Origin of the sequence: Primorskyibacter flagellatus (assembly GCF_014638275.1) — a bacterium.
GTDB lineage: Bacteria > Pseudomonadota > Alphaproteobacteria > Rhodobacterales > Rhodobacteraceae > Pseudooceanicola > Pseudooceanicola flagellatus_A.
Genome location: NZ_BMFJ01000001.1, coordinates 2,013,512 through 2,033,394 on the forward strand (window position 1 = coordinate 2,013,512; position 19,883 = coordinate 2,033,394).

16 protein-coding genes are annotated in these 19,883 nt (G+C 66.8%); 1 reads left to right on the forward strand and 15 read right to left on the reverse strand.

Annotated elements, in window-relative coordinates:
* Positions 1–45: 45 nt before the first annotated feature.
* From recN to IEV87_RS10045, 12 genes are all read right to left on the reverse strand, one after another.
* Positions 46–1,692, reverse strand: coding sequence for a DNA repair protein RecN (recN, locus tag IEV87_RS09990; protein WP_188477544.1), 1,647 nt, complete (start codon positions 1,690–1,692; stop codon positions 46–48).
* 90 nt (positions 1,693–1,782) lie between these two features.
* Positions 1,783–2,646 carry an outer membrane protein assembly factor BamD gene (locus IEV87_RS09995; RefSeq protein WP_373284052.1) on the reverse strand — a complete coding sequence of 288 codons (864 nt, stop codon included), beginning with the start codon at positions 2,644–2,646 and terminating at the stop codon, positions 1,783–1,785.
* 177 nt (positions 2,647–2,823) lie between these two features.
* Positions 2,824–3,747 (reverse strand): UDP-3-O-acyl-N-acetylglucosamine deacetylase, encoded by a 924-nt coding sequence (lpxC, locus tag IEV87_RS10000; RefSeq protein ID WP_188477546.1) that lies wholly within the window; start codon positions 3,745–3,747, stop codon positions 2,824–2,826.
* Positions 3,748–4,010: 263 nt separating this feature from the next.
* Positions 4,011–5,675, reverse strand: a complete 1,665-nt coding sequence (gene ftsZ / locus IEV87_RS10005; protein ID WP_188477547.1) for a cell division protein FtsZ — start codon at positions 5,673–5,675, stop codon at positions 4,011–4,013.
* Between the two features lie 498 nt (positions 5,676–6,173).
* A complete protein-coding gene (gene ftsA / locus IEV87_RS10010; RefSeq protein ID WP_188477548.1) occupies positions 6,174–7,508 on the reverse strand; it encodes a cell division protein FtsA in 1,335 nt (444 codons plus the stop codon).
* Entirely contained in the window at positions 7,508–8,467 is a 960-nt protein-coding gene (locus IEV87_RS10015) for a cell division protein FtsQ/DivIB (protein WP_188477549.1), read from the reverse strand. Before IEV87_RS10015 ends, ftsA begins: the two co-directional genes overlap by 1 nt.
* On the reverse strand, positions 8,455–9,390 hold the full coding sequence (locus IEV87_RS10020; RefSeq protein WP_188477550.1) for a D-alanine--D-alanine ligase: 936 nt from the start codon (positions 9,388–9,390) through the stop codon (positions 8,455–8,457). The genes IEV87_RS10015 and IEV87_RS10020 overlap by 13 nt, the downstream gene beginning before the upstream one ends.
* 78 nt (positions 9,391–9,468) lie before the next feature.
* Entirely contained in the window at positions 9,469–10,404 is a 936-nt protein-coding gene (murB, locus tag IEV87_RS10025; RefSeq protein ID WP_188477551.1) for a UDP-N-acetylmuramate dehydrogenase, read from the reverse strand.
* A gap of 67 nt (positions 10,405–10,471) precedes the next feature.
* Entirely contained in the window at positions 10,472–10,765 is a 294-nt protein-coding gene (locus IEV87_RS10030; RefSeq protein WP_188477552.1) for a hypothetical protein, read from the reverse strand.
* Between the two features lie 220 nt (positions 10,766–10,985).
* Entirely contained in the window at positions 10,986–12,383 is a 1,398-nt protein-coding gene (gene murC / locus IEV87_RS10035; protein WP_188477553.1) for a UDP-N-acetylmuramate--L-alanine ligase, read from the reverse strand.
* Between the two features lie 20 nt (positions 12,384–12,403).
* On the reverse strand, positions 12,404–13,525 hold the full coding sequence (locus IEV87_RS10040) for a UDP-N-acetylglucosamine--N-acetylmuramyl-(pentapeptide) pyrophosphoryl-undecaprenol N-acetylglucosamine transferase (protein WP_373284040.1): 1,122 nt from the start codon (positions 13,523–13,525) through the stop codon (positions 12,404–12,406).
* The gene (locus tag IEV87_RS10045; RefSeq protein ID WP_188477554.1) at positions 13,522–14,688 is read right to left on the reverse strand and encodes a peptidoglycan glycosyltransferase FtsW; all 1,167 of its coding nucleotides are present in this window, start codon (positions 14,686–14,688) and stop codon (positions 13,522–13,524) included. Before IEV87_RS10045 ends, IEV87_RS10040 begins: the two co-directional genes overlap by 4 nt.
* A gap of 140 nt (positions 14,689–14,828) precedes the next feature.
* On the opposite strand from IEV87_RS10045, the gene IEV87_RS10050 reads away from it, so the two are divergent.
* Positions 14,829–16,010, forward strand: coding sequence for an NAD(P)/FAD-dependent oxidoreductase (locus tag IEV87_RS10050; protein WP_188477555.1), 1,182 nt, complete (start codon positions 14,829–14,831; stop codon positions 16,008–16,010).
* 394 nt (positions 16,011–16,404) lie between these two features.
* Here IEV87_RS10050 and murD read toward each other — a convergent pair whose 3' ends face one another.
* From murD to mraY, 3 genes are all read right to left on the reverse strand, one after another.
* Positions 16,405–17,811: a UDP-N-acetylmuramoyl-L-alanine--D-glutamate ligase gene (gene murD / locus IEV87_RS10055; RefSeq protein ID WP_188477556.1), complete on the reverse strand. Its 1,407-nt coding sequence runs from the start codon at positions 17,809–17,811 to the stop codon at positions 16,405–16,407.
* Between the two features lie 51 nt (positions 17,812–17,862).
* Positions 17,863–18,711, reverse strand: a complete 849-nt coding sequence (locus IEV87_RS10060; RefSeq protein WP_188477557.1) for a leishmanolysin-related zinc metalloendopeptidase — start codon at positions 18,709–18,711, stop codon at positions 17,863–17,865.
* A gap of 86 nt (positions 18,712–18,797) precedes the next feature.
* Positions 18,798–19,880, reverse strand: coding sequence for a phospho-N-acetylmuramoyl-pentapeptide-transferase (gene mraY, locus IEV87_RS10065; protein WP_188477558.1), 1,083 nt, complete (start codon positions 19,878–19,880; stop codon positions 18,798–18,800).
* Between the last annotated feature and the right edge of the window lie 3 nt (positions 19,881–19,883).

Consider the following 19,883-nt stretch of genomic DNA (forward strand, 5'->3'; position numbering starts at 1 on the left):
GCCCCGCGTCGCCTTCGCGCGGCGCGGGGCCGTTCCGTTTTCGCCCTAGCCCAGCAGCGCCAGCGCGGCGGCGCGCGCTTCTTCCGTGACCCGGTCGCCGGAGAGCATGCGCGCGATCTCATCCACCCGTGCGTCGCGGTCCAGCGGGGTGACGGTGGAGAGGGTGGCGTCCTGTTCCACCCGTTTCGCGACCCGCCAGTGATGGGCACCAAGAGCTGCGACCTGCGGCGAATGGGTCACGACCAGCACCTGCCCGGTAGCGGCGAGCGCAGCAAGGCGGCGTCCGACGGCATCGGCGGTGGCCCCACCCACGCCGCGGTCGATTTCGTCGAAGATCATAGTGACCCCGGGCGTATCGCCGGACAGGCAGACCTTGAGCGCCAGCAGGAAGCGGGACAGTTCCCCGCCGGACGCGATGCGGTTCAGCGGGCCGGAGGGCGCGCCGGGGTTGGTGGCGACGGTGAAAGTCGCAGCGTCCAAGCCTTCGGGTCCGGGTTCGGCGGGGGCCAGTTCGGTGCGAAAGACCGCACGCTCCATCTTCAGGGGGGCGAGTTCGGCCATGACGGCCGCGTCCAGCCGTCCGGCGGCCTCTGTCCGGGCCTCCGTCAGGGTGGCGGCGGCGGCGCGATAGGCCGCGTCGGTGTCGCGCTGCGACTTTTCCAGCGTCGCGATGTCGTCGGCGCCCCGGTCCAGGCGGTCGAGCCGTTCGCGCAGGGTCTCCGCAAACCCGGCGAGGTCGTCGGCAACGATGGCGTGCTTGCGGGACAGGCCGCGGATGGCGAAGAGCCGTTCCTCCGTCCGCTCCAGTTCCAGCGGGTCCACGTCCAGCGCGTCGAGGCAGCGTTCCACCCCGTCCGCCGCCTCCCCCAGTTCGGTCAGGGCACGGGACAGGGCGGCCAGCGGGGCGTCGAGCCGGTCGCCGGTATGCTCTGCCGCGCCTTCCAGCCAGCGCTGCGCGTCGGTCAGCATGGATTCGGCACCGTCCGGGCCAAGCGCGGCGAAGGCGCGGGCGACATCCTCGCGGACCTTACCGGCGGATTGCATCAGTCGGCGGCGGGAATCGAGCTCCGCCTCCTCTCCCGGCTGCGGGTCGAGCTTGTCGAGCTCTCCGACCGCGTGCCGCAGGAATTCCTCCTCCGCCTTCACCTCCTCCAGCGCGGCGCGGGCGGCATCCAGCGCCTTTACCGCCGCGCGCCGGTCGCGCCAGGCGGTGCGTACGGCATCGGAGAGGTCGGGGCGGTCCATGTAGGCATCCAGCAGCGCGAGGTGCCCGCGCGGGTTCAGCAGGCCGCGGTCGTCGTGCTGGCCGTGCAGTTCCACCAGCGTATCCGAAAGCGCGCGCAACACTTCACCCGAGGCGCGTCGGTCGTTGATCCACGCGGTCTTGCGCCCGTCGGCGGTGTTCACCCGCCGCAGCAGCAGTTCGGGACCAGAGGGAATCCCCGCCTCCTCAAGCACGGAATGGGCGGGGTGCGTGTCCGGCAGGTCGAACCAGGCGGCGACCTCCCCCTGCTCCGCCCCCTGGCGGACCAGGTCGGCACGGCCGCGCCAGCCGAGAACGAAGCCGAGCGAGTCGAGCAGGATGGACTTGCCCGCCCCGGTTTCCCCGGTCAGCACGTTCAGGCCGGGCTGGAAGGCCAGTTCCAGCCGGTCGATGATAAGCATGTCCCGGATGTCCAGCCCGCGCAGCATGGGGCAGTTGTCCTCAGGTTGTCGTGTGATGGGTGACAGGTACCCACCCTGCGCCCGTGCCGCAGGACAGGTGCTGCGCACCCGCTGTGGTCAAAGCCATTTGCCCTGAATCATCTGCCGGTAGACGGCCGACAGCCAGTTGTCGCCGCGCACCTTCATTTCCAGCCCCTGACGGGTCAGCAGGGCATAGCTGTCCTCGTACCATTCCGTCGACTGGAAGTTGTGGCCAAGGATCGCGCCCGCCGACTGCGCCTCGTCCGTCAGGCCGAGCGACAAGTACGCCTCCACCAGGCGGTGCAGGGCTTCGGGGGTGTGGGTCGTGGTCTGGAAGTCTTCCACCACCACGCGGAACCGGTTGATGGCCGCGGCGAAGTGATCGCGCTTGAGGTAGTAGCGGCCGATCTCCATCTCTTTCGCGGCGAGATGATCGAAGGCGAGGTCGAACTTCAGAATGGCGGAGCGGGCGTATTCGCTGTCCGGGTAGCGTTCGATCACCGTGCGCAGGGATTGCAGCGCCTGGAAGGTCAGGCCCTGATCGCGGCCGACCTCGTCGATCTGGTCATAGTAGGACAGCGCCAGCAGGTACTGGGCGTAGGCCGCATCCTCATCCGTCGGATAGAAATCGATGTAGCGCTGCGCGGCAGAGCGGCTTTCCTCGTAGTTCTTGTCGGAATGGTGCGCGAAGGCCTGCATGATCAGGGCGCGCTTGGCCCATTCGGAATAGGGGTACAGGCGTTCGACCTCACCGAAATAGGTGGCGGCGCGGTCGTATTTGCGGCGCTCCAGCTCAAATTCGCCGCGGCCATAGATCTGGTCGGCGGAAAATGTCTCGATCGGCTGGCCCCGAAGGCCAAGCCCGTCATCCGCGGTTCCGCCGCCGCCACAGGCCGCCACGGCAAGGCACAGCAGCAATGGCGTCACGAGCCTGCCTGCCCGACGCGCCCCGCCTGCCAATCCGAAGTTCACCACTCGCCGCCTCATTCGTCTTTTTGGGCCTGACCAAATCGCATGTCGCCGGGGCCGGTGGTCCGGCCCCGTGGTCGTTTACGGTCTATCACAGAAAATCCGGGGGGCAAATCGAACTTCACCCCGCGCCGAGAGGTCGCGGCCGGGTGTGGCCCTGCTTCCCCGTCAGGCGACGGCAGGGATTTCAAGAAGATGCACGCCCGCGCCCGGCAGACGCGCGGCCTGTGCGGCGGTGCAATCCACGAGCCGCAGGTTCGCCGGGTCATCGAACACCTTGCGCAGAAGGGTGTTGGTGACGCTGTGCCCGGCACGGATGCCAGTGTAGCGGCCCAGGATCGGCCCGCCCGCAAGGGTCAGGTCGCCAAGTGCGTCCAGCATCTTGTGGCGCACGGGTTCATCGGCGCGACGCAGTCCACCGGGCGACACAACGCGGTCACCGTCGAAGACCACCGCATTTTCCCCCGCGATCCCGCCAAGCGCCAGACCCTGCGCCTGCATCGCGTCCACATCCGCCTGGCGGCAGAAGGTCCGGCAATCGCAGAGTTCGCGCACGAAGCTGCCGTTTTCCAGCGTCAGCTGTTTTTTCTGCGCACCGATGGCCGCGTCCGCGAAGTCGATCTCGAAGGCGATTTCCATGACGCTGTTCGGTTCCAGCCGGGCGACCGCCTCCCCGACACGCACCTCAACCGGACGGAGGATTTCCACTGCGCGGATCGGTGCGGACTGGACCTGCAGACCCCGCTTGAGGAACCCGCGCACGAAAGGCGCGGACGACCCGTCGAGGATCGGAACCTCGGGCCCGTCGATGTCGATCATCGCGTTATGGATGCCGCAGCCGGCCAGCGCCGCCATCAGGTGTTCCACGGTGGAGACGGAGGCACCGGCAGCATTCACAAGCTGGGTGCAGAGCGGAGAGCGATCGACGACGTCCCAGCGGGCCGGCACCAGCGCATCGCCGACACGGATGTCGGTGCGGCGGAACCAGATGCCCTGACCGGCGGCGGCGGGGCGCACGACAAGCGTCGCGGGCTGTCCGGAATGGAGCCCGACACCTTCGAAACGAACCGGCGATTTGATCGTCTTTTGCACGAATTCCTCGTCTTCCCCGGACGGTCTCTCTGCCATGCCGCATTGGCGCGGTCTTCCGGCACGTCCTTGTGACCCTGTAATTAGGGGCTGGGGCGGCGCGGCTCAAATCACTGTTTGCAACGAAATGAAACATCATGCTGCAGCTGCGGCGCTTTTTGGCCGGAGCTGTATACGGGCGCGGCCATCACCTTGTCCTGCAACGCAAAAAGCCACCCTTCCGGGTGGCTTTCCGCGATCACATTTGACGCTGCGGCAGGGGCGTTTCAGTTCGCCTGACGGCGCAGGAAGGCCGGGATTTCGATGCGCTCCTGCTCCGGATCCGGGGTCGGCTCGGGCTGGCGCGCGGCTTCCTGGCCGCGGAAAGCGGGCTGCTGGCGCGGGGCCTGCGGGGCTGCCTGGGGCGCAGGCTGCGCGTGGTGCTTGCCCTCGCCGGTCATCCGGTTGATGAGCGAGTTGATCCCGAAGCGCGATTTCTCCTCGGGCTGCGGCGCGGGCTGGCGGCCGGGGGCCTTGCTGATCGCGGCCTGCAGACGCTGCAGCGTTTCGGCAGAGGGCTGACCCATGCGGGGACCCTTCGGCGCGACGAAATCGGCGGCATCCTCGGTGCGGGTCCGGGCCTGCGTCTGCGGCGCGGGGGCCGGAGCGGGCGCAGGTGCGGGCTGCACGGCGGCGGGACGATAGGCCGGGGCGGGCAGGCCGTCGTCGGTCTCGTCCTCCACATAGGTCTGCGCGGGTTCCTCGGCATATTCGGCGAAGAGTGAGGGTTCTTCCTCTTCCTCGATCATGGCCGCGGGTTCTTCGTAGACCGGTTCGGGACGCGGTTCAGGACGCGGCGCGGGGGCCGGTGCCGGGCGAACGAAGGCCTCCACCGGTGCCGGGGCGGGCTCGGCGACCGGCGCGGGCTCTGCCGGGCGGACATCGGCCATGCGGCGGCGCGGGGTCGGGATGTCATGCGCGATCTCGCTGGCGTCGATGCCGGTCGCCACGACGGAGACACGCATCCGGCCCTGCATGGAGGTGTCGAGGGTGGAGCCGACGATGATGTTCGCGTCGGGGTCGACTTCCTCGCGGATGCGGTTGGCGGCCTCGTCCAGCTCGAACAGGGTGAGGTCGTCGGAACCGGTGATGTTGATGAGCACACCCTTCGCACCACGGAGGGAGATTTCGTCCAGCAGCGGGTTCGCGATGGCCTTCTCGGCGGCCTGGATGGCGCGATCTTCGCCCTCAGCCTCGCCGGTGCCCATCATGGCCTTGCCCATCTCGTCCATCACCGCGCGGACGTCGGCGAAGTCGAGGTTGATGAGACCCGGACGGACCATCAGGTCTGTCACGCCCTTGACGCCCTGGTAGAGCACGTCGTCGGCCATGGAGAAGGCTTCGGTGAACGTGGTCTTCTCGTTGGCAAGGCGGAACAGGTTCTGGTTCGGAATGATGATCAGCGTATCGACCATCTTCTGCAGCGCATCGACGCCTTCCTCGGCCTGGCGCATCCGCTTGGCGCCTTCGAACTGGAAGGGCTTCGTGACGACGCCGACGGTCAGGACACCAAGCTCACGCGCGGCCTGAGCGATGATCGGCGCGGCGCCGGTCCCGGTGCCGCCACCCATGCCGGCGGTGATGAAGCACATATGCGCCCCGGCCAGCTGGTCGACGATCTGTTCGATGGACTCTTCGGCGGCGGCGGCCCCGATGGAGGCCTTGGCCCCTGCCCCGAGCCCCTCCGTCACCTTCACGCCAAGCTGGATGCGGTGTTCGGCCTTGCTCTGCTGAAGTGCCTGGGCATCGGTGTTGGCCACGACGAAATCGACGCCGTCCAGCTCCTTGTCGATCATGTTGTTGACCGCGTTGCCGCCAGCCCCGCCGACACCGAACACGGTGATACGGGGTTTCAGTTCGTCCTGTCCCGGGACCGAGAGATTCAATGCCATGGTTTCTTCCGCCTGTGGAGCCATCTTGGTGTGCATTTATTCATGCCTATCGTTGATGACTGTAACGTGAGTCTGCGTGGAGGTCACGGGTTAATATTAGGTTTAAGCCCGAAATCTGGGGAGGTTCTCAGGAAATCCAGCGTAATATTGCCGTTACACCCATATCTTGATGTGCAAGATCGCGCAAGAATAGTCCGGACAGAGGCAAGAATAGTCCGATCACGCAACGAATCTCGCACCTTAAGGGCGCACCGATTCCCGATTTGAGGTGAGTGGTCACTGCCCGCGCCGACTCAGTGCGATCTCTGCCGCTTGGAAGGAGTGTCGCACACGGCGCCGCCCGCGCCAACCCGCCGTGCGCAGGCGGACGGGTAACTTCATCGTGGGATCAATGGGTTGGCAAGGGACCGCCCGCGGGCGATCCGGCGATGCAAGATTGCGTTACCTGGTGATTGAAAAGGCCGCCCGAAGGGCGGCCTGACGTGGTATTCCAGCGGCCTACCAGTTGTCCTTGAACCAGCGGACGGCACGGCGCAGGCTCTTGTTCGGGTAGCGGTCGACTGGCAGGTCGAAGTCCCACCATTCGTCCTGGGGCCGTGCCGCGAAGAGACACATGCCGACCGATGACGCAAAGCTTGGCCCTGTCGCGGCCTGCGGCAGGCCATGCACGCGGAGCGGACGGCCGAGGCGCACGCGCTGGCCAAGAATGCGCGAGGCCAGCCCGTCGAGCCCGGGGATCTGCGACCCGCCGCCGGTCAGAACGATCTGCTGGCTCGGCAGGTGGTCGAAGCCCGCCGCGTCGAGACGATGGCGAACCTCTTCGAGGATCTCCTCCACCCGCGGCCGCATGATGCCGATCAGCTCCGCAACCGACACGTCGCGGCGGTCATGGTTCCAGTCGCCGGTGTCGCTCTTCAGCTCGATCCGCTCAAGATCGTCGCGGCCGGTGGCGACAACGCCGCCGTAGAAGGTCTTGATCCGTTCGGCATGGGCAGTCGGGATCTGCAGCGCCATGGAGATGTCGCCGGTCACGTGATCCCCGCCCATCCTGACGGTATCGGCGGAAATCATGTGCTTTTTCATGAAGATTGAGATGCCGGTCGTGCCGCCGCCCATGTCGATGCAGGCGGCGCCAAGCTCCTGCTCGTCCTCCACCAGCGCGGAAATCCCGGTGACGTAGGCCGATGACGCGATCCCGGCGAGTTCCAGGTCACAGCGCTTCAGGCAGTAGGCGAGGTTCTGCACGGCGGTCGCATCCACCGTCAGCATGTGCAGGTCGGTGGACAGCACCTGCCCGATCTGCCCGCGCGGATCCGACAGACCGGATCGGTGGTCGAGCGCGAAGTTCACGGGCTGGGCGTGCAGGACCTCGCGGTGGTGGCCGTAATCCGGCACGTCGCAGGCTGCCAGCACGCGGGAGATATCCTGTTCGCTGACCGCCTGATCCTCTATCTCCACCTGCCCGGTCAGGCCGTAGCTGCGTGGCTGCGCGCCCGAGAAGCAGGCGATGACATGGTCTACGCGGATGTTGGCCATCTTCTGCGCGGCCTGAACGGCGGTGCGGATCGCGCGCTCCGCCTCGGGCATGGAGTCGATCTCGCCGAAGCTGACGCCGCGGGAACGGGTCGTCGCGGCGCCGATCACGCGGAAGCCAACCTGCCCGGCCAGGGACCCTGCCCCGTCACCCTGATAGGTCGCGCCGGACTGGTCGATCCGAAGGACAAGGCAGGCGATCTTGGAACTGCCCACGTCCAGCACCGCCACCACGCCGCGCTGCATTGCCGCCTTGCGCATTCCGCGCATCGCCCGTTGCGTTTCATAGAGCATCGTCATCAGTTGCCGGTCTCCACAACCATATCTTTAATCTGCCGCCAGCGGTCGAGCGCCCCGGCGTTCATTCGTATCGTCGGCCGTGCGGCAAGGCGCAGGTCCAGCGCCGACACGTCGCGGTTCAGCACATCCTGGGCCTCGTGCAGGGCGATCGCGCGTTCCAGCGCAAGATCGGGCCTGTCGTCCGGCAGCATGATCCGCAGGTCCGGGTCCAGCACGACGTCCCATCTCCGCTCTCCGATCCGCACGAGACCACGCAGGCGGTCCTGAAGCGGTTCGGCGATCCGCAGAAGCTCCAGCGCCTCGTTCACCGCCCTGTCGGCGCCATGCCCGGCGATGAGCGGCAGGTCGGGGCGGAGGGTGCGGCTGCCGAGGTCGCCGATCACGATGCCGGTCTCGTCAAGCACCTGCACGCCATTGCGCGACCGCCAGAGCAGCGCGGGCTGGCGTTCGGTCACCGTGACCTCAAGCACGCCAAGCTGTTTCACCCGGACGCCGACATCCGCCACCGCCGGCAGGCCGAGGATGGAGGTGCGCAGGGTTTCGAGATCGAGGTCGAAGGTCGAGACCGGGAAATCGATCTGGGAGATCTCTCGTATGTCCGCCTCGACCTCCGTGGAGGCCCCGTCGATTGCCATCAACTTGACCATGAATTCGGGGCGCGTCTCGATCTGGTTGCGCAGGTCCTGAAGGCCCAGCACCACGGCATCGCGCCGGTCGGCGTCGGACATGTAGACCGCGACGACGGACATGGAGATCACGAACGGCAGCAGCACCCGCAGCGTCAGCCGGTAGGCCGGGGTCAGCATGACCCGCTGCATCCGGTAGGCGGCGCGCGACGGCGCGGGATCGACGCGGGGCTTTTCGGCCTCGCGGCGGGACGGCGGTTTGGGCGGTGCCTTGGGCGAGGGCTTGACCGCAGTCACGGGCGTGGCCTCACGGGTCGCGATCAGCGGTTGCATGATGCGTCCTCCACCAGCCAGCGGCACAGCTGGCCAAAGCTCATGCCCTTCGCCTGCGCCTGTTCGGGCGACAGGGAGGTCGGGGTCATGCCGGGCTGCGTATTGGTTTCCAGCAATATCAGCCCGTCCAGCCCGCGCGCCTCGTCCCATCGGAAATCGGTGCGGGACAGGCCGCGGCAACCGAGCGCCTTGTGGGCGCGCAGGGCGTAGTCGAGACAGGCGGAGTCGATCTCCCGCGGCAGGTCTGCGGGGCAGACGTGGCGCGATCCGCCGACGGAATACTTGGCGGAATAGTCATACCAGCCGTCCGTCAGGATGTCGGTGACGCAGAGCGGGCCGGGATCGCCCTCACCCGTGCCCAGCACCGATACGGTCAGTTCCCGCCCCGGCGCAAAGGTTTCGACCATCACCGTGTCGGGCATGTCGGCGGACAGCTGCGGCGGCGTGTTCGCCCCGTCGTTGACGATGTAGACCCCGACGGAGGATCCTTCGTTATAGGGCTTCACCACGTAGGGCGGTTCCATGAGGTGACGGGCGGAGACCTCTTCACGCGCGGCCAGCAGGCTGGTGACACAGGGCAGACCGGCGGCGCGGTAGACGCCCTTGGTCTTTTCCTTGTCCATGGCAAGCGCGGAGGCCAGCACACCGGAATGCGTGTAGGGGATCTTCAGCCATTCCAGCAGACCCTGGACACAGCCGTCCTCGCCCCATCTTCCGTGAAGTGCATTGAAAACGACATCGGGGGCAATGTCCGCCAGACGCGCGGCAAGGTCGGGGCCGGCATCGACCTCCACCACCTCGTATCCCTCGCCCCGCAGTGCGGCCGCGCATTCGCGCCCTGTGGACAGCGACACCTCACGCTCGGCCGAGGGGCCACCCAACAGTAAAGCCACTTTCGGGGATGTCCTGCTCGACACACCCACTTTAGCGCCTCAGTCCGGGGCTTTTGCCCCTGTTAAGCTATTGAACCGGATTGGTCCTGTATTCTGCCCTGCGCGCCGCTAGTCCTCTGACGGGACGTGTTCACCGATGCGCATGATTTCCCATTCTAGCGTCAAACCCGCAGATTGGAACACCCTATTTCTGACTTCCTCGCCCAATCCTTCCAGATCGGCGGCAGTTGCGCCGCCAGTGTTGATGAGGAAGTTGGAATGCTTCTCGCTCATCTGCGCCCCGCCCCGCCGTGCGCCGCGCATTCCGGCGTCGTCGATCAGCTTCCAGGCCTTGAGGTCGTGCACGTCATCCGCCCGCCCGGTGGAGGAGAAGCCAGCCGGGTTGCGGAAGGTCGACCCGGCAGAGCGGTCCTTCACCGGCTGTGTCTCGTCGCGCTTTTTGAGCTGCGTTCCCATGCGGTTGGCCAGTTCTTCGGGGTCACCTTCCGGCCCTTCGAGGGTGACTTCGGTGACGACCCAGCCTTCCGGCAGGTCGGTCTGACGGTAGGCGAACTGCAGGTCGTCGCGGGTCAGGGTGACGATCTCTCCGGCGCGGGTGACGGCGCGGGCGCTCACGAAGTGATCCGCGGTGTAGCTGCCGTAGCACCCGGCGTTCATGCGCAGGGCCCCGCCGAGCGATCCGGGGATGGTGCGGAGGAAGGTCAGGTCGACGCCCGCCTCTGCCGCTTTTTTCGCCACATGCGCGTCCAGCGCGGCGGCACCGGCGGTGACGGGGGTGCCGGTGACTTCGATGCCGTTGAAGCCGCGCCCGAGGCGGATCACCACGCCCCGCAGACCGCCGTCACGCACGATCAGATTGGACCCCACGCCCATGGGAAAAACCGGGACCGACGGGTCCAATTGGCGGAGGAAATCGGCAAGATCCCCGGTGTCGGCTGGCTGGAAGAACCACTCCGCCGGGCCACCGACCCGCAGCCATGTCAGGTCAGAGAGCGGGCGTGCGGCGGTCAGCCGCCCTCGGATCTCGATCTGGTCGGGGTGCATGGACTCTCCGGGTTGGGTCCGGAGGGGGATAGCAACGCCCCGCCCTTTCGGCAAGGCACGGGCGAGGTCAGAGCAGGCGCGGGATGCGCGCGTCGCGGCGGATCTGCAGGATCACGCCAAGCGCCAGGCCAAGCACGCTGCCCGCGATCAGGGTCGCGCCGATCGCGCTGACCAGCAGGGAGTCCGAGCCGGGGATCGGCAGGTAGATCGTCTGCAGCAGCAGGCCAAGGCCAACGGCTGGAAGGATCATCCCCTTGGGCCAGATCCGGTGCTGTGTGGTGGCGAGACAGACCGAAAAGCCGGTCAGGAAAGCCAGGATCGTCACGATGAAGAAGTAGTAGGTCTGCGCGAAGATAAGCATTGATGTCGTCCCCACCTCTAGATGTCTCTGATGGTGGGGCATCTATATCTGTGGGGCAAATGCTTTTGGTTGGGGTAAGGCGGTGTCTGGCGGAGAGAGTCGTTTGTGCAACACCGGGGGCGACGGCGGAGCCGGGCAGAGGCCCGGCCTACGCCTTTGCCTTTCGGTGACGCATCCGTAGGGCGGGCTTCAGCCCGCCAGTCCCGCCATGCCCCCCGTGTTATCCCTGCAGACGCGCCGGCAGCCCGTTGGCCCAGGCAGAGATCGTGCCGGCGCCGAGGCAGACCACCATGTCGCCCGGCTGCGCCTGTTCGCGCACCAGCCGCTCGAGGTCGTCCTCGGAGGTGATGGCGCGGGCGTGGCGGTGGCCGTGGCGGATCAGCCCGGCGACCAGATCCTCGCGGGTGGCGCCGGGGATCGGGTCCTCTCCGGCGGCGTAGACCTCGGCGATGGCCACCACGTCGGCCTCGTTGAAGCAGGCGCAGAAGTCCTCGAACAGGGAATGCAGGCGGGTGTAGCGGTGCGGCTGGTGCACGGCGATCACGCGGCCTTCGGTCGCCTGCCGCGCTGCCTTGAGAACCGCAGCGATCTCAACGGGATGGTGGCCGTAGTCGTCGATGACGGTGACGCCGTTAACCTCTCCGACCTTGGTAAACCGGCGGTTCACCCCGCCAAAGGCGGCCAGGGCGGTCCGGATTTCGTCTTTCTTCATACCCAGGTGGCGCGCGACAGCTACGGCCGACAGGGCATTGGAAACGTTGTGATCTCCGGGCATGGGCAGGGTGCAACCGTCGATCCTGTCGCCTTCGGCCTGCAGCAGGATGTCGAAATGCGCCACCCCCGCCTTGTAGGTCAGGTTCACCGCGCGGATGTCGGCCTGGGCGTTGAAGCCGTAGGTGGTGACGCGGCGGTCGGTGATCTTGCCGACCAGCGCCTGGACCTCGGGGTGATCGGTGCAGCAGACGGCGAGCCCGTAGAAGGGGATGTTCGACACGAAGTCGAGGAAACCCTTGCGCAGCGTGTCGAAATCGCCCCAGTGGTCCATATGCTCCGGGTCGATGTTGGTGACGATGGCGATGGTTGCGGGCAGGCGGTTGAAGGTGCCGTCGCTTTCATCCGCTTCAACCACCATCCATTCGCCGAGGCCGACGCGGGCGTTCGACCCGTAGGCGTGGATGATGCCGCCGTTGATGACGGTCGGGTCGAAATTGCCGGCGTCCAGCAGCGTGGCGACCATGGTGGTGGTCGTCGTCTTGCCATGGGTCCCGGCGATGGCGACGTTGGACTTCAGGCGCATCAGTTCGGCCAGCATTTCGGCCCGGCGGACGACCGGAAGGCCGCGCGTGCGGGCTTCGTCCAGTTCCGGGTTGCCGCGCTTGATGGCCGAGGAGATCACCACCACCTGCGCATTGTCGAGGTTTTCCGCCTTCTGGCCGACAAAGACTTTCGCGCCCAGCTTCTCCAGCCGTTCGGTAATTTTGGACGCCTTCAGGTCAGACCCCTGGACGGTATAGCCGTGGTTCAGCAGGACCTCCGCGATACCCGACATGCCGATGCCGCCGATGCCGACGAAATGGATGGCGCCCACGTCGCCGGGAAGTTTGGTTGCTGCGCTCACGTCGATCCGTCCTTCAAAAGTCATGGCTTCTGCCCGTCCCCGTTGTTCTTTTTCGTTGCAAGGTATTCGACCATCCCGGCCAGGTCTTCGGCCGCGTCCGGCTTGCCGACCGAAAGGGCGGCGCGGGCCATATGCTCTGCCGCCTGCGGGTTGGACAAGATGGACGTCACGTGCTCGGCCAGGGTTTCCACGTGGAAATGGCTTTCCGGCATCAGTATCGCGGCCTCTGCCTGTACCAGACCGCGCGCGTTGGCGGTCTGTTCGTCGCGGATCGCCGCGGCCAGCGGCACGAGGATCGACGGGCGGCCGATCACCGTCAGGTCCGCCACGGTCGAGGCACCGGCGCGGGCGATGACAAGCTGCGCCTCGCTCATCCGCTTGGGCACGTCGTGGAAGAAGGGTTCCACATCCGCATCAATGCCGTTCTCGGCGTAGAAAGCGGCGACACGTTCGATGTCTTCTTCCCGCGCCTGATGGCTGACGCGGACATGGCGCAGCAGATCGGACGGCAAGGCGGCCAGAGCGGGCGGAACCACGTCGGACAGGATACGCGCGCCCTGCGAGCCGCCCATCACCAGGATCGACATCGGGTAATCGCCCGGCGGAATGTAGCCCGCGCCGGCGCGGTCGTGGATGGCGGCGCGGACCGGGTTGCCGGTGTGGTGGCCCTCCACCCCCTCGGGCAGGGTCGTGGGCCAGGTGCCGCAGGCGACAAGGTCCACGCGCTTGGCGAAGATCTGGTTCACGCGCCCCAGCACGCCGTTCTGTTCATGGATCATGCGCGGCTTGCGCAGGATCGTCGCGGCGGCCACGGCGGGGATCGCCGGGTAGCCGCCGAAACCGACGATGACGGAAGGACGGTCCAGCATCATGCGCCAGACCGACTTGATCACACCGCCCGCGACCCGCAGCGGCACCAGCGCGCGGGCGATCAGGCCGCCACGCGCGAAGGTGGCGGAGGAGATGACTTCGATCTCCACCCCCGGCGGGAATCCCCCGGTGTAACGGGCGCCGCGCGCATCCGTGGACAGCTTCACCCGCCAGCCACGCGCCAGCATCGTCTCGGCCAGCGCCTGTGCCGGGAACATGTGTCCGCCGGTGCCGCCAGCCGCGATGACGAGAAGCGGGGCGCTCAGGTTCATCGCGCCCTCCCGGCGAGCAGGTCGTTGATTTCCCCCTGCGGCCGGGTGCGGGTGAGGGCCAGAAGCATGCCGACCGCGATTCCCGAGGCGATGACCGAGGAACCGCCGTAGGAGATGAAGGGCAGCGTCATGCCCTTCGCCGGCAGCAGCCGGACCGCCACGCCGAGGTTGATCATCGCCTGCACTCCGAAGGTCGCCGCAAGGCCGACACCGGCCAGGCGGACGAAGGAGTCCCGCTCATGCGTCAGGCGCAGGAACGACCGCAGCACGAGGCTGAGGTAGAGCAGGATGATGACCGCGACGAGCGCAAGCCCGTATTCTTCGGCCGCAACGGCGATGATGAAGTCGGTATGCGCGTCCGGCAGCGACATCTTCACCTCCCCCTGCCCCACGCCGACGCCGAACAGCCCGCCCTCGCGGATCGCGTTGGTGGCATAGCCGATCTGGGTTGTCGGGTCGATTTCCGAAGTCAGGAAGCCGTCGATCCGCCGCGCGAAGTGTTCGGACGAATTGTAGGCCAGCACGCCAAAGACCACCACGCCACCCGCCATGCAGAGCAGGAGCGTCAGCGGCGCGCCGGCGACGAAATACATGACGCCCCAGCCGAAGAGCACAAGGCTGGCCTGCCCGAAGTCGGGCTGCGCGGCGAGGAAGCCGACGATTACGGTCATCAGCATGAAGGACCAGAGCCGCCCCGGCGGGCCGTTCAGATCCTGCGCCGCCGCCAGCAGCCATGCCGTCACGACGATGAACACGGGCTTGAGGAACTCCGACGGCTGGAGCGAGGCGAAGCCAAGCGAATACCACCGCGTCGCGCCCTTGCCGAAGTCGGTGCCGAAGACCGGCAGCAGGGCAATGGCGACGAAGGCGACAAGGAAGCCCAGCACGGACAGGCGCCGCACCGCCTGCGGGGTCATGATGGAGGTGACGATCATCGCGATCATCGCCATCACGCCAAAGGCCGCCTGCCGCGAGACGTAGTAGAAGGGCGGATAGCCGTTGCGCTCGGCCAGCGGCGGCGACGCGGCGAGGCCGAGAAGCAGGCCGATGCAGAAGAGGATGAGAACCGTCGTCAGGGACCATCTGTCGATGGTGCGCCACCATTTGGGAAGGATCGGCTCTCCGTCCGGGACGGGGAGCGCGCCGTAAACCATTTCAGTCATGGGACTGCTGCCTTCTGCCTCTGTCCGCCCCGTTTTTCGGGGTCTGGTGCCACAGTTTAGCCAAAATTTCGCGCTCTGGCCAGTCTGAATGCATCCTGCCCGGATTGCGCCACAGGACGGATTCAGGCAAGGCGCGGGGGATGAATTTCGACACGATCATCCTTGGCGCCGGAGCCGCCGGCCTGATGTGCGCCGCGCATTGCGGCGGGCGGGTGCTGCTGGTCGATCACGCGGCAGCGGCGGGCGAGAAGATCCGGATTTCGGGCGGGGGGCGGTGCAACTTCACCAACACCGGATGCGAGGCGGGCAACTTCCTGTCGGCCAATCCGCATTTCGCCAAGTCGGCGCTCGCCCGCTACACCCCTTGGGATTTCGTGTCGCTGGTATCGGACCACGGCATCGCCTGGCACGAGAAGACGCTTGGCCAGTTGTTCTGCGACGGATCGGCCCGGCAGATCGTGGCCATGCTGACCGGCATGGTCGCGGATGCGGGGGCGGTGCTGCGCCTGTCGACCTCCGTCACCGGGGTCGAGGCGCTGCCGGGGGGGTACCGCGTCGTGCTGGAAACGGCGGGCAAGGTATGGACAGCAGAGGCCGCGTCACTGGTCATTGCGACGGGCGGCAAGTCGATCCCGAAGATGGGGGCGACGGGGTTTGCCTATGATATCGCCCGGCAATTCGGTCTGGAGGTGACGGAGACGCGTGCCGGTCTGGTGCCGTTCACCTTCCCGGAGGGGCGGTTTGCCGACCTCTCCGGCGTGGCGCTGCCGGTGCGCGCCACCGCTGCCACGGGGCCGGGTTTTCCCGAGGCGCTGCTGTTCACGCATCGCGGGCTGTCGGGGCCGGCGGTGCTTCAGGTCAGTTCCTACTGGCGCGAGGGCGAGGCGGTGGAGGTCGACCTGTTCCCCGGCGACGATGCGCTCGCGACCCTGCGTGCAGCGCGGGCGGAGGCGGGGCGACGCGGTCTTGCGCGGGAACTCGCCACGATGCTGCCCGCGCGACTGGCGGATGCGGTGGCGGCGGAACTGGCACTGCCCGGCAACCTCGCCGACATGTCGGACGTGGTTCTGGCGCAGGTGGCCGAGAGGCTGCACCGCTGGCAGGTCGTGCCCGGCGGAACAGAGGGTTACCGCACGGCGGAGGTGACGCTTGGCGGGGTGGCGACAGACGGGCTGTCGAGCCGGACGATGGAGGCGCGGGCGCAGCCGGGGCTCTACTTCATCGGCGAATGCGTGGACGTGACGGGGTGGCTGGGCGGCTACAACTTCCAGTGGGCCTGGGCCTCCGCCATGGCGGCGGCGGAGGGGTTACGCGGGCGTTAACCCTTGTCCGGCCAGAGGGTTAGGCTGCAAAGCTGGAGCGGCGCAATGACTGACTGCGCAAGTCGGATGCGGGTTTGTTAACGGAAAGTTGCTGGAGTTCGGCGTCCGAAAGATTTCGTTAACCAGAGATTTCCGGGGAGGAAATGTGGGTTAATGACAAGTGACGTTTCGTTTGTGCGATGGTTAAGGAGTTCCTTGCGTCCCGGTCACCCCCGCGACGTCATCCTCGGGCTTGACCCGAGGAACTCGTGCCACATGCCGCGCCCGAAACCGAGATCCTCGGATCAAGCCCGAGGATGACGGACCCTTGGGGTCGTTGGTATTTCGGTGGTATCGATAGAACCGGGGGAACCGGGGGAACCGTGCCACACCGCCAGCCCCGATTCCGCCGGCGTCACCCCCCGGCCGTCACCTTGGCCACCTGAGCGGTAAAATCCTCGCCCCGCCGTTCGAAGCTGTCGTACTGGTCGAAGGACGCCGCGGCGGGGGCCAGAAGGACGGTGTCGCCCGGCTCCGCCTCCGCGCTCGCACGGGCGACGGCGGTGGCCATGTCGGTGCAGACCTCGCTCTCCACCCCGCGCAGCTGGACGGCGAACTGCGCCGCCTCGCGGCCGATGACATAGGCCTTCAGCACGGACTTTGTCGACGGCAGCAGCCCCTCCAGCCCGCCCTCCTTCTCCAGACCGCCACAGATCCAGCGGATGCGGGTGAAGGCCTCCAGCGCCTTGGCTGCCGAATCGACGTTTGTCGCCTTGGAATCGTTGACGTATCGCACACCGCCATGCTCCGCGATGGTCTGGGAGCGATGCGGCAATCCGCCAAAGCTGTGGAACGCGGTCTCGATCGCGCGCGGGGCAAGGCCAAGCGTGCGGCAGGCTGCATAGGCGGCGCAGGCGTTCTGGTGGTTGTGCGCGCCGGGCAGGCCCATCACCTCGCGCAGGTCGATGGAGCCGACCTGCCGACTTTTGCGCCATTCGGTCAGGAAACCCTTGCGGGCATAGACCAGCCAGCCCGCGCCGGTCAGCTTGCGCGCCGAAGATACGCGGATCACCCGGTCATCCCCCGGCCCCTCCGCCATCTGGTTGGCGAGGTAACGCCCCTCCATCTCGTCCACGCCGATCACCGCGCGGTCCGGCCCGCCTTCGGCAAACAGACGGCGCTTGGCCGCGAAATAGCCGCCCAGTCCCGCGTGTCGGTCCAGATGATCCGGGGAAAGGTTCGTGAAAACAGCAACATCCGGGGTCAGCGCCCGCGCCAGATCAGTCTGGTAACTTGACAGTTCCAGCACCACAACACCGCCGTCGCCCGGCGGGTCGATGTCCAGCACACCGCGCCCGATGTTGCCCGCCAGCTGGCTCTCGCGGCCCGCAGCGGTCAGCACATGGTGGATCAGGGCGGAGGTGGTGGATTTGCCGTTCGACCCGGTGACGGTCACGACCTTCGGCTCCACCTCGTAATCGCTCCAGTCTGTCTCTCCGACGGACCGGAAGAACAGGCCGATGTCGTTGTCGACCGGAATGCCTTCGTCCAGCGCGGCGGCGATCACCGGGTTGGGCTGGGGGTAAAGATGCGGAATGCCGGGGCTGACGATCAGCGACGCGATGCCTTCGAACGCGCCGGGGCGGGACAGGTCGGAGGTGGCGAAACCCTCCGCTTCGGCCTTGTCACGCGCTGCGGGGTTGTCGTCCCAGCAGACCGGTTCGGCCCCTCCGGCCCGCAGCGCGCGCGCCGCGATCAGGCCGGACCGCCCGAGCCCCAGAACCGCGATCCGGAGGCCATCGACACCTTTGACTGCAATCACCTGTTCATTCCCGCTGCTGTCGCGGACCGCGCGGTCCGCCCGCGCACCGGGTTACCGGAGGTCCGCGCCGGACGGAAGCCCCTGCTCCGCCTCTGCCGGCTCTGCCGACCGGCGTCGCAGCGCGGCGGCCGCCCCGAAGGCGGAGATCAGCAACAGCCCGCCCGCCGGAAGAGGGACCGGCGGCAGGACAACGTAGCCGAGATCGGCAAAGGACGCGATGGTGGTTTCGGTCAGCACCGCCGGCTGGTTCAGGTTGATCATCCCGGTCATCACCGCATCGGATCCGCAGGCCCAGCGTTCGTCCCAATGCGCATTCGCGGTGCCCATCCCGCCGGTCAGTTCGACCGGCACGAAGGTGGCGGAGGCGTCGCATTCCTTGCGATAGGCGGCCAGTCCGAAGGCCCCGGTATACTGGCCCGACCCGTTCACGTAGAGATCCTGCCAGGGATAGGGCGACGGCGCGCCGGTGATGCCGGTGCTGTTCCAGAGCGTGCCGAAGCCAAGCGCATGGGCCAGTTCGTGCCCGAAGATCGTGCCAAGATGGCCCTTGTCCTCGAGCCGGGTCAGGTCGGCCGTGTCGAAGGTGACAGAGCCGGAGGACGCGTAGACATAGCTGGCCGAGGTCTTGATACCCGACACGGTGGCATAAGCGAGCGTGCCGGAGGCCGCTTCTGTAAAGGTGTTGACGGCGATCACCGGACCGGTGAAGCCCGCGATCGGCTCAAGGTAGCCGACGATGCGCTTTTCGATCGCGGCGACGATGGAGTTGAAGACCGAGATCTGGTCGGCACTGAACGACGCATCCACCGAAAGGCTGATGTTGAAGGTGCTCGCCCCCGCCGCGCCCGGCACTGCCAGCGTCCCGGCGACCAGCCCTGCGATCAGTGTCTTGCGTGCCATGTGCCCGGCCCCTCCCGTTGCTTTACGCGAGGATACCCCAAGGCATCGTGTGGCACCACACTTTCCTGTGATCCGTCGGCGGGATCCTACCGCAGTTTGAGTGTCGCGAGCCCGATCAGCGCCAGGATCAGCGAGATGATCCAGAAGCGGATGACGATGGTCGGCTCCGCCCAGCCCTTCTTTTCATAGTGATGGTGGATCGGAGCCATGAGGAAGACCCGCTTGCCCGTCCGCTTGAAATACAGGACCTGGATGATGACCGACAGCGCCTCGACCACGAAGATTCCGCCGACGATGCCAAGCACGATCTCGTGCTTGGTGGCGACCGCGATCGCCCCGATGGCCCCGCCAAGCGCGAGCGACCCGGTGTCGCCCATGAAGACGGCGGCGGGGGGCGCGTTGTACCACAGGAAGCCGAGCCCGCCGCCGATCAGGCCCGCGACGAAAATCAGGATCTCTCCGGTGCCTGGGACATAGTGAACCTCGAGATATTCGGAAAAGTCGACGCGACCGACCGTGTAGGCGATAACGCCAAGCGCGCCGGAGGCGATCATAACCGGCATGATCGCGAGCCCGTCCAGCCCGTCGGTCAGGTTCACCGCGTTGGCGGCGCCGACGATGACGAACATGGCGAAGGGCAGGAACAGCCAGCCCATGTTCCACAGCACGTTCTTGAAGACCGGCAGGGCGAGGCGATATTCCAGTTCGACCGGGTGCAGCGTCGCCGCCCAGTAGGAGGCAACCAGCGCGATCAGCAGGCCGAGCGCGATCCGCACCTTGCCCGGCACGCCCTTCACATTCTGCTTGGACACCTTGGCGTAGTCGTCGGCGAACCCGATCAGGCCGAAGCCCATGGTCACGAACAGGACGATCCAGACGTAACCGTTGTCCAGCCGCGCCCACAGAAGGGTGGAGGTGAGCAGCGCCCCCACGATCAGCAGCCCGCCCATGGTCGGCGTGCCGGCCTTGACGAAATGTCCCTCGGGCCCGTCGGTGCGGATCGGCTGGCCCTTGCCCTGACGGCGACGCAGCACATTGATGAGGGGACGGCCGAAGAGGAAACCGAAAATCAGCGCCGTCATGAAGGCACCGCCCGCGCGGAAGGTGATGTAGCGGAAGAGGTTGAAGAGGTCCCCTCCGTCCGACAGCGCGGTTAACCAATACAACATCTT

Bases quoted from the DNA above. Each gene is read 5' to 3' on its own strand.
- recN (WP_188477544.1), bottom strand. From the start codon at position 1,692: ATGCTGCGCGGGCTGGACATCCGGGACATGCTTATCATCGACCGGCTG.
- ftsZ (WP_188477547.1), bottom strand. From the start codon at position 5,675: ATGGCATTGAATCTCTCGGTCCCGGGACAGGACGAACTGAAACCCCGT.
- ftsA (WP_188477548.1), bottom strand. From the start codon at position 7,508: ATGACGATGCTCTATGAAACGCAACGGGCGATGCGCGGAATGCGCAAG.
- IEV87_RS10015 (WP_188477549.1), bottom strand. From the start codon at position 8,467: ATGCAACCGCTGATCGCGACCCGTGAGGCCACGCCCGTGACTGCGGTC.
- murB (WP_188477551.1), bottom strand. From the start codon at position 10,404: ATGCACCCCGACCAGATCGAGATCCGAGGGCGGCTGACCGCCGCACGC.
- IEV87_RS10030 (WP_188477552.1), bottom strand. From the start codon at position 10,765: ATGCTTATCTTCGCGCAGACCTACTACTTCTTCATCGTGACGATCCTG.
- IEV87_RS10040 (WP_373284040.1), bottom strand. From the start codon at position 13,525: ATGAACCTGAGCGCCCCGCTTCTCGTCATCGCGGCTGGCGGCACCGGC.
- IEV87_RS10045 (WP_188477554.1), bottom strand. From the start codon at position 14,688: ATGACTGAAATGGTTTACGGCGCGCTCCCCGTCCCGGACGGAGAGCCG.
- IEV87_RS10050 (WP_188477555.1), top strand. From the start codon at position 14,829: ATGAATTTCGACACGATCATCCTTGGCGCCGGAGCCGCCGGCCTGATG.
- IEV87_RS10060 (WP_188477557.1), bottom strand. From the start codon at position 18,711: ATGGCACGCAAGACACTGATCGCAGGGCTGGTCGCCGGGACGCTGGCA.
- mraY (WP_188477558.1), bottom strand. From the start codon at position 19,880: ATGTTGTATTGGTTAACCGCGCTGTCGGACGGAGGGGACCTCTTCAAC.